This is a genomic window from Sphingopyxis sp. OPL5 (assembly GCF_003797775.2).
Lineage (GTDB): Bacteria > Pseudomonadota > Alphaproteobacteria > Sphingomonadales > Sphingomonadaceae > Sphingopyxis.
Genome location: NZ_CP060725.1, coordinates 2,163,912 through 2,178,246 on the forward strand (window position 1 = coordinate 2,163,912; position 14,335 = coordinate 2,178,246).

Here is a 14,335-nt window from a genome sequence, read left to right on the forward strand (position 1 = left end):
ACCTTATGTTCACCGGCATCATCACCGACATCGGCACCGTCCGCGCGCGCGAGGATCGCGGCGACGCGCGGCTGATCATCGGCACCGTCTTCGACATCGACAGCATCGCCCTCGGCGCCTCGATCGCCTGTTCTGGGGCGTGCCTGACCGTTGTCGATAAAGGCGTCGACAGCGACAGCAACGGCCCCGGCGGCTGGTTCGCGATCGACGCGAGCGCCGAAACCATCGCCTGCACCGCGCCGGGCATGTGGGAGCCGGGCCGCCGGCTCAACCTCGAACGCGCGTTGAAGGTCGGCGACGAACTTGGCGGCCATATCGTCACCGGCCATGTCGACGCCGTCGGACAGATCGTCTCGGTCACCCCGGTCGGCGACAGCTGGGGCCTCGTCATCTCGGCCCCCGCCAGCCTCGCGCCGCATATCGCCGCCAAGGGTTCGATCACCGTCGAGGGCGTGTCGCTGACCGTCAACGACGTCACCGACCAGCCCGACGGCAGCGCCCATTTCACCCTCAACATCATCCCGCACACCCGCGCGATGACGACGCTCGACGAGGCCGCGGCCGGGCGCCCGGTGAACCTCGAGATCGATATCCTCGCGCGCTATCTGGCGCGGATGCAGGCGCGCGGATGAGCGGCGGCGAGTCGTCCCGGCCGCTGACACGCGTTCGCCAGGGGATTTGGGGCGGCGTCGCATTGGCTGCCCTTCTTCATCTGCTCAATCAGGGCTTCGACGTCTTTTCCCTCGCGCTCATCGCGACCCTCGTCGCCTTCGGCTTTGCGGTCCAATATGTCGAAACACGCACGGTGCGCCCGCGCCGAAACTATCTGCGCGCTGCCCTGGTGTCGGCGGCGCTCGCCCTCGTCCTCGTCGCCATGCCATTGTCGATCGGATCGGGGCTCATCGTCGGTCTGATGCTGTGGGGCGGCTTTTCGGCCGCCGGCCTCGTCTGGGCCGTCTATTACGAACGCAGCGAGCCGCTCTAGCCCTCGCCCCAACCCGCCGCGAGTTCGGGATCGCTGGCGATCATCGACCGCCGCATCGCCAGCCGTCCGATGCGCAGCAGTTCGGCCTTGCGTCGCGCGGGGGCGAGGTCGCAGCCGACCGCCTCGCGCACCACCGCCGCGCCATAACGGTCGGCGACGATCAGCCCCGACGTCGCGGGGCGATAGTCGGGGGTGTCGAGGATCGCGGGGTCGAGCCCCGCCGCCAGCGCCCAGTAAAAGCGGTCGCACCAGTCGCAATAGTCGGGCCATTTGCCGTCGCCATGCAGGTCGGCGCGGCTGACCTTGATCTCAACGATGGTGATCCGGCCCCTGGCGTCGATCGCGGTCAGATCGGTGCGCCGCCCGTTGGGCAGCGGCACTTCGGGGATCGCGACGAGTCCCTGCTGCGCGAACAACCGGCATACGCCGCGCGCGACATCGGCGGCGATCAGCAGGTCACTCGCCACGGGTCAGGCGCTCAGAAGGGGACGTCGTCGTCCAGATCGTCGTCGAACGGCGGGCGTCCGCCGCCACCGCCCGAACCACCGCCAAAGCCGCCACCGCCGCCCGCGCTGCCGCCGGACGATCCGCCGCCGCCCTGGTTCCAGCCGCCGCCCGAGCTTCCGCCCGAATCGCCGCCCCAGTCGCCGCCGCCGCGCGAGGCTCCGCCGCCGCCACCGCCGCCGCCGGGCGCACCGTCGAGCATCGTCAGCGCGCCGCCGATGCCGGCGATCACGACTTCGGTCGTATATTTGTCGTTACCGTCGCGGTCCTGCCATTTGCGGGTGCGCAAGGACCCTTCGATATAAACCTTCGAACCCTTTTTCAGGTAGCGCTCGACCACCCCGACCAGCCCCTCGCCGTTGATCACGACATTGTGCCATTCGGTGCGCTCCTTGCGCTCGCCGGTCATCCGGTCCTTCCAGTTTTCCGACGTCGCGATGCGGATATTGGCGATCTTGCCGCCGTTCTGGAACGACTTGATTTCGGGATCGGCGCCGAGGTTGCCGATCAAAATTACCTTGTTGACGCTGCCAGCCATTGCCGCTCCGCTCCGCTAGAAAATGTGGAGGATCAGCCTAGTCCAAAGGCGACGGCTGTCCAGTAAGTGATTCCGGCAGCGGCATAGGCCAGCAGGAACAAATAGCCAACCATGAACATGGGCCATTTCCACCCGTTGGTCTCGCGCCGGGTGATCGCGATGGTCGAAATGCACTGCGGTGCGAACACGAACCAGGCGAGGAAAGCGAGCGCGGTGGCGAGGCTCCACTTGCCCTGCAATCGTTCGCCCAGCGTCTCGGCCATCGCATCCTCGTCGCCATTGGCGTCGATCGCATTGGCGGTCGCCATCGCCGACACCGCGACCTCGCGCGCCGCCATCGCGGGGATCAGCGCCAGCGCGATGTCGTGGTTGAACCCGATCGGCGCGACGACGACCTCGAGGCCGCTCGCGATGCGGCCGGCGACGCTATATTCGACCTGGCTCTCGCCCACCGGCGCCTTGGGGAAGGTCAGCAGCAGCCACAGGATGACGGTGGTCATCGCGATGATCGTGCCGGCGCGGCGCAGGAAGATCCACGCGCGCTGCCACAGGCCGAGCGCGACGTCGCGCCACTGCGGCATCTGGTATCGCGGCATTTCCATCATGAAGCCCGCCGGGCGACCTTTTGCGACAGTACGCCGCAGGACATAGGCGACGACGAGGGCGCCGAGGATTCCCGACAGATAGAGGCCGAAGAGCACCAGCCCCTGAAGCCCCACCGGCGAGCCGCCGATCGTGCGGTTGGGGATGAAGGCGGCGATGATCAACGCATAGACGGGAAGGCGCGCCGAACAGGTCATCAGCGGCGCGATCAATATCGTCGTCAGCCGGTCCTTCTCGTCGGGGATCGCGCGCGTCGCCATGATGCCGGGTACCGCACAAGCGAAGCTCGACAGCAGCGGAATGAAGCCGCGCCCCGACAATCCGACCTTGGCCATCAACCCGTCCATCAGAAAGGCGGCGCGGGTCATATAGCCCGACGCTTCGAGCAGCAGGATGAACAGGAACAGGATCAGGATCTGCGGCAGGAAGACGATGACCGCGCCGACGCCGGCAAGCAGTCCCTCGACGACCAGGTCGCGCAGGAAGTTTTCGGGGAAGGTCGCGACCACCCATTGCTGAAGCACGCCGATCCCGCCTTCGAGGAAGTCGGCGGGTGCCTCGGCGGCGGCATAGACCGCCTGGAACATGATGAACATCAGCGCGAGCAGGATGGCGAAGCCTGCCACCGGATGCAGCACCACCGCGTCGACGCGTGCGGTCCAGCGACGCACCGGGGTTTCGGACAGGGTCGCGGCGCGCGAAATCGCGCGCGCGCGACTGTGCAACGCGGCATCGCTTGGAGTCGGGACCCGAGAGATCGGCGCGACCGGGCCCGCTGCCCGGATCGTTTCGTCGACTGCGGTGAGCAAATCGGCCATGCCGCGCTTGCGCACCGCGACCGTCGGGACCACCGGCACGCCCAGTTCCCGTGCCAATCGTTCGGGGTCGAGGGTGAGGCCGTCGCGTGTCGCAAGGTCGAGCATGTTGAGCGCGACCACTGTCGGCAGGCCGAGCGCGATCAGTTCGAGCGCGAAGCAGAGATGATTGTCTAGGTTCGCGGCGTCGAGCACGACGATCAGCGCATCGGGCTGGCGCTCGCCATCCTGACGCCCAAGGATCACGTCGCGCGTCACCGCTTCGTCGGGGCTCGCGGGGGACAGGCTGTAACTGCCGGGCAGGTCGATCAGCGATAGCGGCCGGCCGTCGGCGAAGCTCGCATGGCCTGCCTTGCGCTCGACGGTAACCCCCGGATAATTGGCGATCTTCTGCCGCGCGCCGGTCAGCGCGTTGAACAGGCTCGATTTTCCGGCATTGGGATTGCCGACCAGCGCGATGGTGGGGATCGGGCCGGTCATGCGACTTTGGGCTCGCTCTCGACCGCTTCGACCACGATCATCGCCGCCTGCCGCGCGCGGATGATCACCCGCATGCGTCCGACCGACAGCGCGAGCGGATCGCGCGAGAAGAGGCTGCCACGGTGGAGCGGGGTGACCTCGACGCCTTCCATCAATCCGAATTCGCGCAGGCGGCGGCCTTCGTCCTCGGACATGGCAGTCCAGTCGATCCCGGCGATCCGCACCGCGACGCCCAGCGGCGCGCTATCGAGCAAAGCAGTCATTTGCGAGCGATTATCAATACCAACAACGAAGCGCCAGCTATTTATCGCCCCGGATAGCGCAGCCGCCCGACAAAGCGCGCCAGGCTGGGGCGTTCGATCTTGCTCGCGGCGCGGCGGTGCTTCCAGCCTTCGAAGCGCATCACCTGGTCGATCCGCCGCGACAGGAAAGCGCGGGTGTCGGCGTGGCCGTCGCTCTCGTCGTTCAGGAACACCGCCATCGTCGCGCCATAGACGCTGCCGAGGATCGCACGCTTGCTGTAGTGATTATAATCGGTCGCGGTATCGCCCGCGAGCCGCCACATCAGGTCGGCGGCGCGCCAGCCGAGCTTGGCCGCGAACGGCACATTGGTCGGCAGCGCGAGCAGCGCCAGCGCGCGGCGCAGCGCTTCGCGATTCGGCGCGAGCAGGTCGATCCGCGTTTCGACCAGGGTGGTGATCCGCTCGCGAATCTTCAGCGCCGCGAGGGTCTCGGCGGGCCATTTTGCCGCCATCCGCGCGTCGATATCGGCGAACCAGGCGTCGACCATGTCGCGCCCGCCGCCCGGAAAGGCGAGTCGCGCGACGTCGATATCGATGCGCACGCGCGATGCGGCGTCGACGAGCGCCGCATCGCCGAACCCGTCGAAGGCGGCGCTCTGCGCGATCAGCGGCGCCAGCGCGGCGCGAATCTCTTCGAGGGTGGGGTCGTCGGGCAGGATCGAGGCCATGGCCATCAGATAGGCCGCGCGCCGCGGCTCGGCAACCTTATCAACACCAGCGCCGCCCCGACCATCACGCCGCCGAGCAGATCGACGGGCCCCAACAGCTCGCCGAACGCCAGCCACCCCGCGAGCGCGGCGATCGCCGGCTGGATCAGCAGGGTCAGCCCGATGACGAGCGGCGAGAAACGCGGCAGCGACCAGATCATCAGCCCCTGGCCGATAATCTGGCTGGTCAGCGCGAGCAGGATCAGCGGGGTCCAGTTTTGCGGAAGGATCGTCTCGCCGAGCGCGAACGCGGTCGTCAGCAGGATCGGCACGCACACCGCCGACGCGATCGCCAGCGCGGTCCACGGCGCGAGGGTGCCGCGCACCCGCTGCATCAGGATGACGTAACCCGTGTAGAGCACGCCCGCGAGCAGGCTGAGCAGGTCGCCGACCAGATAGTCGGGCGACAGTTCGTAACTTTGCCCCATCAGCAGCGCCGATCCCGCGAAGGCGAGGGCGATCGCCAGCGCCTGCCACCCGCGCGGCAGGGTGCGGGTCAGGAAAATCCCCCAGATCACCAGCAACAGGCTGGCGCAATTGCCGAACAGCGTCGCGTTGGCGACCTTGGTCTGCAGGATGCCGATGTGCCAGGCGGCGAGGTCGAAAGCGAAGAAGATGCCCGCGGCAGCGGCGATCAGGATCGCGGAGCGCGGCGGCAGCCGCCCGCCGGTCTCGCGCCAGGCGAAAAACAGCAGGACCGGCGCGGCCAGCGTCATGCGCCAGAAGGCCGAGGCGGTCGGCCCGGTGTCGGCGAGACGGACGAGCATCGCGCCGATCGACAGCGCGATATTGCCCGCCAGCAGCGCGGCGAAGGCCCAGCGTCCGGCCCCTGTTGCTGCACCCTCGTCGCTCACCGCTTGTTTCGCCTTTAGATTTTCTTTTGCTACCAATGCTTGCGTGGGCGGGCGTCCGTCCATAGCTTCGCAGCCCATAGCGACGGCCCCGGGGGGCGTCGCTCGAAAAAAAGATGTCCCCAAAGATATCCAGGAGAATTCCATGTCCGCATCGCTGCTCGATCCGATCAAGCTGGGCGCCATCGAGGCGCCGAACCGCATCATCATGGCGCCGCTCACCCGCGGCCGCGCCGGTCCCGGTTTTGTGCCGAACGAGCTCGCGCTCGAATATTATCGCCAGCGTGCGTCGGCGGGTCTGATCATTTCGGAAGCGACGGGCATTTCGCAGGAAGGCCTGGGCTGGCCGGCGGCGCCGGGCCTGTGGACCGATGCGCAGGTCGAAGGCTGGAAGCCGGTGACCGACGCCGTCCACGAAGCCGGCGGGCGCATCGTCGCGCAGCTCTGGCACATGGGCCGCCTCGTCCATTCGGTGTTCAACGACGGCAAGCCGCCGGTTTCGGCCTCGGCGACGCAGGGCGAAGGCCGCGCGCATACCCCAGTCGGCCGCCGCGACCTCGAGGTCGCGCGGCCGCTCGAACTCGGCGAGATTCCGCGCCTGATCGCCGATTATGCCAAGGCGGCGGAGAATGCCAAAAAGGCCGGTTTCGACGGGGTCCAGCTCCACGGCGCCAACGGCTATCTGATCGACCAGTTCCTGCGCGACAACAGCAATTTGCGCGACGACGATTATGGCGGCTCGGTCGAAAACCGCATCCGCCTGCTCCGCGAAGTCACCGAAGCGCTGGCCGGCGTCTGGGGCGCCGACCGCGTATCGGTCCGCCTGTCGCCGAACGGCAATTCGCAGGGTGTCGACGACAGCAATCCCGCGCCGCTGTTCACTGCGGCCGCGTCGGCGCTCGACGCGCTCGGTATCGGTTTCCTCGAATTGCGCGAACCCGGCCCCGACGGCACCTTCGGCAACACCGACGTGCCGAAGCAGTCGCCCGCGATCCGCGCCGCGTTCAAGGGACCGCTGATCCTCAACAGCGATTACAACGTTGCGCTCGCCGAAGCGGCGCTCGCCAGCGGAGTCGCCGACGCGATCGCCTTCGGGCGTCCGTTCATCGGCAACCCCGACCTCGTCGAACGGATCCGCGCCGGGGCCGAATGGTCGGCCGACAATCCGCAGACCTGGTACGCGCCGGGACCCGAGGGCTATATCGACTATCCGGCGTTGCAGCCGGCATAAGCGGACTAATATCCTCCCTGTCGCGGAGCGATGGGGAGGATTTTTTCGGCTAATTCCGCTCGGCCAGCGCCTTGTCGACGATCCCGGCGCCGATCGGACCGAGGACGCTGCCGCCGAAGCGGAACAGCACGAACGCCCCGACGAACAGGATGATCGGTTCGATGAACATCACCACCATCGCCGCGATCAGCACGACGAAAAACAGCGTCACGAAACCGCCGCTCAGCGTCTGCTGACCCTTGGGTCCCAGTTCGATCGTGCGCGGTCCCTTGCTGTCCCACCATTTGCCGGTGACGATCGTCTTGCGCCCGCGTGCGGGTGGTGCCGGGCGTTGGGGAATGCGCGCGGGCGCGGCGTCGGTCTTTAGCGCCGGACGGTCGTGGGAGCCTTGGGTCCACGGCCGGCTCTGCCTTTCGGCGGCCTTCGCCGCCATCCGCGCCTTGCCGGGATCGGCCGCGGGCTTCGCCGGCGCGGGTTTCGGGGTCTGCTGCACCGGGGCGGGCCGTGCGCTGAGCCCCGATTCGGCGCGCGCCGCGGCCGACAGGTCGGGGGCGGTGCTGGTGCGCGCGGGGCGGATCGGCTCGACCCCCAAAGCGCGGTCATGATTGTCCATGCGCTCGGCGGCGGTTGGCGGCGTCTGGCCGGTCTGCGTGTCGATCACCACCAGCCGCCCGCCGCGTTCGACGACGGAATATCGGCTGGGGGGTGGGCGATCAACCAATGCCGAATTGTTCCTTTAGGGCCAGCATGGCGATCGCGGCCTTCGCCGCCTCGCCGCCCTTATCCTTGCGCGTCTTGTCGGCGCGCGCAAGCGCCTGTTCTTCATTTTCGACGGTGAGGATGCCATTGCCGACTGCAAGGCCATCGAGGGTCAGCGCCATCACCCCGCGCGCGCTCTCGTTCGACACCACCTCGAAATGATAGGTTTCGCCGCGGATCACGACGCCGAGCGCGACAAAGGCGTCATAGCGCCCGCTGTCGGCGCCGAGCGAGATCGCCGCGGGAATCTCGAGCGCACCGGGCACCGTCACCGTATCATGGCTATGCCCCTCGGCATCGAGCGCGCTGCGCACGCCATCGAGCAGCATGTCGTTGAGGTGGCTGTAGAAACGGGCTTCGACGATCAATACATGCGCCATTATGCGGCCTCCCCGGGGATCGAGCGTTCACCGACGACCGACAGGCCATAGCCCTCCAGCCCGACGAGATTATTGTGCGACGGCGTCAGCAATTCCATCGCATGGACGCCAAGGTCCGCCAGTATCTGCGCGCCGATGCCGTAGGTGCGCAGGTCCATTCCGCCCGCCGGCGGCGGCGTCGCGTCGGCCTCGGCCGATCCGGGCAGCGGCCGCATCAACATCACGATCACCCCGCCGCCGGCCTCGCCGATCGCATCCATCGAACGCTGCAGACGGCGCTTGCGCGCGCCGGGGCGGCCCATCAGGTCGTCGAGCAGCGACACCGGATGCATGCGCACCAGGGTCACGCCCTCGGGGTCGATCGCGCCCTTCTGCAGCACCATGTTGATGCTGCCGTCGATCTTGTTGCGATAGGATTTGAGCCGCCACTCGCCGCCATAATCCGATTCGAACGGGTCATCGGAGACGCATTCGACCAGCCGGTCGTTGCGATGGCGATAGGCGATCAGGTCGGCGATCGTCCCGATCTTGAGTCCGTGGCGCCGCGCGAAGGGCACCAGGTCGTCGAGCCGCGCCATCGACCCGTCGTCGTTCATGATCTCGCAGATCACCCCCGACGGGTTGAGTCCCGCGAGCCGCGCGATGTCGACCGACGCCTCGGTATGGCCGGCGCGGACAAGCACGCCGCCGTCGCGCGCGATCAGCGGAAAGACATGGCCGGGGGTGACGATATCGTCGCGGCTCTTGCCCGCGTCGATCGCGACCGACACGGTGCGCGCGCGGTCGGCGGCCGAAATGCCGGTGGTGACGCCCTCGCGCGCCTCGATCGAGGTGGTGAAGGCGGTTTCGTGCCGCGTGCCGTTCTGGCGGCTCATCAGTTCGAGCCCGAGCTGGTCGACGCGCGATTTCGTCAGCGTCAGGCAGATCAGCCCACGGCCGTGCGTCGCCATGAAATTGACCGCGTCGGGGGTCGCCATCTGCGCCGGGATGACCAGATCGCCCTCATTTTCGCGGTCCTCGTCGTCGACCAGGATGAACATCCGCCCGTTGCGCGCCTCGGCGATGATTTCCTCGGGGGTCGCCATCGGCGACAGGTCGCTGCCGTGCGCGAGCCAGGTTTCGAGCTTGCGCAGCGTGTCGGCGGTCGGGTTCCAGCCGGGCGAATCGAGGTCGCGCAGGCTGTTGGCATGGAGACCGGCGGCGCGCGCAAGGCCCGAGCGGGACATGGCGCCGTCATCGACGATGGCGCGGATGCGCTCGATGAGTTGCGTAGACATGCCGCGCAAATATCACATCATGATGTGATTGCAAATCCAAACATCACATTGCGCGGAGTGGGTGGCTCAGTTGGGACCGAACACCGCGCCATTGTCGCGCAACGGCTTGTCACTTTTGGCGTCGAGCAGCGCGAGCAGCTGGCCGCTGCGATCGTCGCGCTTGGCATAGTCGCGCGCCGACATGCCCGCGACATGATCGGCCCGGTCGGGATTCGCGCCGCGCTTGATCAGGAGGCGTATCATCGCGGCGTTTTTGGCCTGAACCGCCAGGATCAGCGCGGTTTCGCCGCGGCGGTTCGTCTGATCGACCGGCGCCTTGGCGTTGAGCAGCTCTTCGCCCGCTTCGGCGAAATTCATCAGCGCGGCGTGCATCAGCGGGGTCATACCCTGTTTGTCGCCGATTTCGGGGTTCGCCTTTTTGTCGAGCATGAAGCGCACCCAGATGATGTCGCGGCGCTTGGTGACGATGATCAGCGCGGTCTCGCCGGTGTCGGGATGCCGGGTGTTGATCAGCGTGTCGTCGTCCTTCAGCGCGTCGGTCGCCTTGGTCCCGTCGCGGCTGTCGACCGCCTGAAGAAAGGCATAGCCGCCGCGAAACTGCGCCTGCGCGGTGGGCGCGACGGCGAGCGCGACGAGCGCGGCGGCGAGCGACAGGGAGGCGAAACGGAGAGCGGCGCGACGAACCATGATATGATGACCTCGGGTAGCGGCTGCCGCGCCCGTTTCCCGGCAGGCGACGACAAAGGTTGATTTTCGGCGCCTAGCCCAGCAAGGCTGGCCCGATGATGAATAAGCTGAATATGGGCCAAAAGGCGCTTCGTGCAAGCCTGCTCCTGCTGTCGGCGGCGACGCTTGCGGCGTGCAACGGTCCCGCCGCTCCGGCGCCCGACGCCAGGCCCCCGCTCGAAGGCGCGCGGATCGGCGGCCCCCTCACCCTCACCGACCAGAATGGCAAGACGGTCAGCGACAGCGATTTCGCCGGCAAATATCGCCTCGTCTATTTCGGCTACAGCTTCTGCCCCGACATCTGCCCGGTCGATATCCAGAAATTGATGCTCGGCCTGTCGCAATTCGAAAAGGCGGACCCGGCGCGCGGCGCTAAGATCGTGCCGATGTTCGTCACGATCGACCCCGCGCGCGACACCCCCGCCGCGCTGAAGCCGTTCGTCTCGCGCTATCACCCGCGTCTGCTGGGGCTCACGGGCACCCCCGAACAGATTGCTGCCGTCGCGAAGGCTTATGTAGTCAGCTATCACAAGGTCGAGGGCTCGGCCCCCGACCGCTATCTGATGGCGCACACCCAGCTCGCCTTCCTGATGGACCCCGCAGGCAAGCCGCTCGCGCTGCTGCCGCTTGACGACCCCTCGACCGACAGCGATGAGGGCGCCCCCGACAAGGTCGCCGCCGACCTTGCGAAATGGGTGAAGTGACCGCGCGCGAGAACTTCTGGGAAGCCCCACTCGCCAGCCTCGACGCCGGCGAGTGGGAAGCCCTGTGCGACGGCTGCGGCAAATGCTGCCTGCACAAGGTCGAGGATGAGGACACCGGCCGCATCTATCCGACCAATGTCGCGTGCCGCCTGCTCGACCTGCAAACCGCGCGCTGCGGCGATTACAAGCATCGCCGCCGCCATGTGCCCGATTGCCTGACACTCACCAAAGCTAAGCTCGAGAGCATTGAATGGCTGCCGCAAAGCTGTGCCTATCGCCTGCGCGCCGAGGACCGCCCCTTGCCCGAATGGCACTATCTGGTCTCCGGCGATCGCGACGCGGTGCACCGCGCCGGCCAGTCGATCGTCGGCTGGACGGTCGGCGAACAGGTCGCCGGGCCGCTGGAAAATCACCTTGTCGAACGCATTGTTTAAGCGCGCGGCCCCGCCGGCGGCCGAGGCGCCGCAGATTTTCGTCGGCGACGATGCCTGGCCGGTGCGCCTCGTCCACCACGCCCGCTCGCGCCGCTACCGCCTCGTCTTCGACGCCGCGCGCGCCGAACTGCGTCTGACCCTGCCGCGCCGCGGCAGCGCCGCCAAGGCGCTGCGCTGGGCGAGCGAGCAGCAGGACTGGCTCGCCGAACAGGTTGGCAAGGCGGTGGTCCCGGTCGACATCGGCCCCGGCGCGCATGTACCGCTCTTCGGTGTCGAACGGCGGATCCTGTGGGACGCCGCCCTGCCGCGCGCGGTGCGGCTCGACGGCGATGTCCTGATGCTCGGCGGCCCCGCCGACAGCGTCGGCCGTCGCGTCGAACGCTGGCTGAAGGCGCAGGCGCTCGACCTGATGGCCGCCGAAAGCCGCACCATCGCGGCGCGCGCCGGCCTCGACATCGGGCGCATCGGGGTCGGCGACCCGCGCAGTCGCTGGGGCAGCTGCACCGCGACCGGCGACCTGCGCTACAGCTGGCGGCTGGTGATGGCGCCCGACCATGTCCGCCGCGCGACCGTCGCGCACGAGGTCGCGCATCTTCGCCACATGGATCATGGCCGCGCCTTTCACGCGCTCGTCGACGCACTGCACGACGGCGACGTCGCCGCGGCGCGCGCCTGGCTACGCCGCGAGGGCCGCGGGCTGCACCGCTACCGCTTCGGCTAGCGCGCGGCGACCAAAACTGCCGTTCGTGTCGAGGGGGATTGCTTCAGCCGTGAGGAAGGGGCCTAATTCCCCGGATTGCCGCCCTCCCGCGGCGGGACGCGCACCGTCGAGCTTTTGACCGCAGGCGGCAGTGCCTTGTTCGCGGGTGGCGGCGGCGTCCTGGGCGCCGGATCGGTGCGCCCCGTCTGCTCGTCGAGCCAGCGCTGGTCGAGGACCGGCGCATCCTCGGGCGTCTGGGCCGGCGGGTTGCTACCATCGGGATTCGCCGGGGGACGGCTGTCATAGGGCAGTTCGATCGGCATGCCGTTGTCGTCGACCAGTCCGCCTTCGCCAGGCTCGCCCAGATAGGCGTCCTCCTCGTCCTCAAGCTGCCATTCGGGCAATTTGACCTCGGTGTCGAAGGCTTCGACCGGACGCCGGGCCACCGCGACGCGCATGAAATCGGCAAAAGCCTTGGCGGGCGCGCGCCCACCCTGCAGCCCGCCGACGGCTTTCGCATCGTCGCGCCCCATCCACACGCCGGTGGTCAGCCCGCTCGAGAAACCGAGGAACCAGCCGTCCTTGTTGCTCGACGTCGTGCCGGTCTTGCCCGCGACCGGACGGCCGATCTGCGCTGCGCGCCCGGTGCCCGTGGCGACCGCGGTCTGCATCAGGTCGGTGATTCCGGCCGCGACCCAATTGTCGACCAGCACCGTGCCGCGCTCCGCGGCGCGCTGATACAGCAATCGCCCGTCGGCGGTGGTGACCTTGGTGATGCCATAGGGCGCCGCCGACACGCCCTTGCGCGAGATCGCGGCAAAGGCGGCGGTCATGTCGATCACGCGCACGTCGGAGGTGCCGAGCACCATCGACGGCTGGGTGTTGATCGGGGTCGAAATGCCGAACCGGCGCGCCATGTTGGCGACCGAAGAGGTGCCGACCTCGTCGCCCAGCTTCGCGGCGACGGTGTTGACCGAATAGGCAAAGGCGCTGCGCAGGTCCATCGCGCCCGAAAAGCGGCCCGACGAGTTGCGTGGGCTCCAGCCGCGGATCGTCACCGGTTCGTCGACCACCTCGTCGTTGACCTTATAGCCGGCCTCGAGCGCGGCCATATAGACGAACACCTTCCACGCCGATCCCGGCTGGCGCACCGCCTGCGTCGCGCGGTTATAGTTCGACGCGACATAGTCGGTGCCGCCGACCATCGCGCGCACCGCGCCGTCGCGGTCGATCGACACCAGCGCACCCTGCGCGCCGCCCGGCACATTGGCCTGGATCGCCGCGGTCGCCGCGCGCTGCATGCCCAAGTCGATTGTGGTATAGACGTCGATCGCCTCGCTGCCCTCGTCGATCAGCATGTCGAGCTGCGGCAGCGCCCAGTCGCTGAAATAGCGCGCGCTGTTCTGCCCGGTCTCCTGCGCCATCTGGACGTCGGCAGGTTTGGCGCTGTCGGCCTGCGACTGGGTGATCACCCCGGCGTCGACCATGACCTCCAGCACCACACCGGCGCGGCCGAGCGCGGCGCTGGCATCGGCGGTCGGCGAATAGCGCGACGGCGCCTTGACCAGCCCGGCGACCACCGCCGCCTCGGACAGCGACATCTGCGTCGCGCTATGCCCGAAAAAGCGACGCGACGCGGCGTCGATGCCGTAACTGCCGCCGCCGAAATAGACCTTGTTCAGGTAAAGCTCGAGGATCTCGTCCTTCGAGAACTTCCATTCGAGCGCCATCGACAGGACCATCTCGCGCAGCTTGCGCGTCCAGGTATAGCTGTTCGACAGAAAGACATTACGCGCGAGCTGCTGGGTGATCGTCGACGCGCCCTGCAGGCGCCGGCCGCTGCCGCGGTTCTGCACCGCGACGACCGCGGCGCGGGTCATGCCGACCGGATCGACCCCGGGATGATAGCGAAAGCGCCGGTCCTCGACCGCGACCATCGCGTCCTGCATCACCCGCGGCGTTTCGCTGAGCGTCATCCAGCGGCCGTAGTTGGGACCGAGCGACAGGAAAACGGTGCCGTCGGCGGCGTGCACACGGATCGTCTGGCCGGCGGGCGATTTCTTGAGCTCCTCAAAGCTCGGGATGCGCTGCACCGCGATGCCGACCGCTACCGCGAGCGCGACCGCGCCGACGAGCGCGAGGCCGAGCCCCCAGCGGAAGGCGCGCCGCAGCCAGACGCGCCAGCGTGGCGGCTCACCCTTCGAAGGCGACCCGCCCGATTTGGCGCTACCCGACGATTTCCCTGACGAAGCCTGCTGTCTTTCGCGGCGCAAAGCCGATTTCCTTCCCTCGCCGCGTCCCTGATCGCGTCAGCCCATAATGGTCCGCATCGAGGGTTG

17 protein-coding genes are annotated in these 14,335 nt (G+C 67.9%); 6 read left to right on the top strand and 11 right to left on the bottom strand.

Annotated features, from left to right (window positions below; all coding sequences use genetic code 11):
- The first annotated feature begins 5 nt into the window (after nucleotides 1-5).
- Both EEB18_RS10280 and EEB18_RS10285 read left to right on the top strand, forming a co-directional pair.
- On the top strand, nucleotides 6-632 hold the full coding sequence (locus EEB18_RS10280) for a riboflavin synthase (protein WP_187139317.1): 627 nt from the start codon (nucleotides 6-8) through the stop codon (nucleotides 630-632).
- A 62-nt stretch (nucleotides 633-694) separates the two neighbouring features.
- A complete protein-coding gene (locus tag EEB18_RS10285) occupies nucleotides 695-985 on the top strand; it encodes a hypothetical protein (RefSeq protein ID WP_187139316.1) in 291 nt (96 codons plus the stop codon).
- Here EEB18_RS10285 and EEB18_RS10290 read toward each other — a convergent pair.
- The 6 genes from EEB18_RS10290 to EEB18_RS10315 are packed head-to-tail and all read right to left on the bottom strand — an operon-like array spanning nucleotide 982 to nucleotide 5,788.
- On the bottom strand, nucleotides 982-1,452 hold the full coding sequence (locus EEB18_RS10290; protein WP_187139315.1) for an MmcB family DNA repair protein: 471 nt from the start codon (nucleotides 1,450-1,452) through the stop codon (nucleotides 982-984). The two genes, EEB18_RS10285 and EEB18_RS10290, sit on opposite strands and share 4 nt — an antisense overlap.
- 11 nt (nucleotides 1,453-1,463) lie before the next feature.
- Nucleotides 1,464-2,027 (bottom strand): single-stranded DNA-binding protein, encoded by a 564-nt coding sequence (gene ssb / locus EEB18_RS10295; protein WP_187139314.1) that lies wholly within the window; start codon nucleotides 2,025-2,027, stop codon nucleotides 1,464-1,466.
- Between the two features lie 32 nt (nucleotides 2,028-2,059).
- Entirely contained in the window at nucleotides 2,060-3,925 is a 1,866-nt protein-coding gene (locus EEB18_RS10300) for a ferrous iron transporter B (RefSeq protein WP_187139313.1), read from the bottom strand.
- Nucleotides 3,922-4,188: a ferrous iron transport protein A gene (locus EEB18_RS10305; protein WP_187139312.1), complete on the bottom strand. Its 267-nt coding sequence runs from the start codon at nucleotides 4,186-4,188 to the stop codon at nucleotides 3,922-3,924. Before EEB18_RS10305 ends, EEB18_RS10300 begins: the two co-directional genes overlap by 4 nt.
- A gap of 41 nt (nucleotides 4,189-4,229) precedes the next feature.
- Nucleotides 4,230-4,901: a COQ9 family protein gene (locus tag EEB18_RS10310; protein ID WP_187139311.1), complete on the bottom strand. Its 672-nt coding sequence runs from the start codon at nucleotides 4,899-4,901 to the stop codon at nucleotides 4,230-4,232.
- On the bottom strand, nucleotides 4,901-5,788 hold the full coding sequence (locus EEB18_RS10315; protein ID WP_262408198.1) for a DMT family transporter: 888 nt from the start codon (nucleotides 5,786-5,788) through the stop codon (nucleotides 4,901-4,903). The genes EEB18_RS10310 and EEB18_RS10315 overlap by 1 nt, the downstream gene beginning before the upstream one ends.
- 142 nt (nucleotides 5,789-5,930) lie before the next feature.
- Here EEB18_RS10315 and EEB18_RS10320 point away from each other — a divergent pair, with 142 nt between their 5' ends.
- Nucleotides 5,931-7,016: an alkene reductase gene (locus EEB18_RS10320; RefSeq protein ID WP_187139309.1), complete on the top strand. Its 1,086-nt coding sequence runs from the start codon at nucleotides 5,931-5,933 to the stop codon at nucleotides 7,014-7,016.
- Nucleotides 7,017-7,065: 49 nt separating this feature from the next.
- On the opposite strand, the gene EEB18_RS10325 is transcribed toward EEB18_RS10320, so the two are convergent.
- From EEB18_RS10325 to EEB18_RS10340, 4 genes are all read right to left on the bottom strand, one after another.
- Nucleotides 7,066-7,737, bottom strand: coding sequence for a hypothetical protein (locus tag EEB18_RS10325; RefSeq protein ID WP_187139308.1), 672 nt, complete (start codon nucleotides 7,735-7,737; stop codon nucleotides 7,066-7,068).
- Nucleotides 7,730-8,155 carry a 6,7-dimethyl-8-ribityllumazine synthase gene (gene ribH, locus EEB18_RS10330; protein ID WP_056341762.1) on the bottom strand — a complete coding sequence of 142 codons (426 nt, stop codon included), beginning with the start codon at nucleotides 8,153-8,155 and terminating at the stop codon, nucleotides 7,730-7,732. Before ribH ends, EEB18_RS10325 begins: the two co-directional genes overlap by 8 nt.
- The gene (gene ribB, locus EEB18_RS10335) at nucleotides 8,155-9,432 is read right to left on the bottom strand and encodes a 3,4-dihydroxy-2-butanone-4-phosphate synthase (protein WP_187139307.1); all 1,278 of its coding nucleotides are present in this window, start codon (nucleotides 9,430-9,432) and stop codon (nucleotides 8,155-8,157) included. Before ribB ends, ribH begins: the two co-directional genes overlap by 1 nt.
- A 66-nt stretch (nucleotides 9,433-9,498) precedes the next feature.
- Nucleotides 9,499-10,119, bottom strand: coding sequence for an ankyrin repeat domain-containing protein (locus EEB18_RS10340; protein WP_187139306.1), 621 nt, complete (start codon nucleotides 10,117-10,119; stop codon nucleotides 9,499-9,501).
- Between the two features lie 95 nt (nucleotides 10,120-10,214).
- Between EEB18_RS10340 and EEB18_RS10345 the strand changes: the two genes are divergently transcribed.
- The 3 genes from EEB18_RS10345 to EEB18_RS10355 are packed head-to-tail and all read left to right on the top strand — an operon-like array spanning nucleotide 10,215 to nucleotide 12,017.
- A complete protein-coding gene (locus EEB18_RS10345) occupies nucleotides 10,215-10,862 on the top strand; it encodes an SCO family protein (protein WP_187139305.1) in 648 nt (215 codons plus the stop codon).
- The gene (locus EEB18_RS10350; protein ID WP_187139304.1) at nucleotides 10,850-11,296 is read left to right on the top strand and encodes a YcgN family cysteine cluster protein; all 447 of its coding nucleotides are present in this window, start codon (nucleotides 10,850-10,852) and stop codon (nucleotides 11,294-11,296) included. Before EEB18_RS10345 ends, EEB18_RS10350 begins: the two co-directional genes overlap by 13 nt.
- Nucleotides 11,277-12,017 (top strand): M48 family metallopeptidase, encoded by a 741-nt coding sequence (locus EEB18_RS10355; protein ID WP_262408199.1) that lies wholly within the window; start codon nucleotides 11,277-11,279, stop codon nucleotides 12,015-12,017. Before EEB18_RS10350 ends, EEB18_RS10355 begins: the two co-directional genes overlap by 20 nt.
- A gap of 62 nt (nucleotides 12,018-12,079) precedes the next feature.
- Here EEB18_RS10355 and EEB18_RS10360 read toward each other — a convergent pair whose 3' ends face one another.
- The gene (locus tag EEB18_RS10360) at nucleotides 12,080-14,269 is read right to left on the bottom strand and encodes a transglycosylase domain-containing protein (protein ID WP_187139303.1); all 2,190 of its coding nucleotides are present in this window, start codon (nucleotides 14,267-14,269) and stop codon (nucleotides 12,080-12,082) included.
- Between the last annotated feature and the right edge of the window lie 66 nt (nucleotides 14,270-14,335).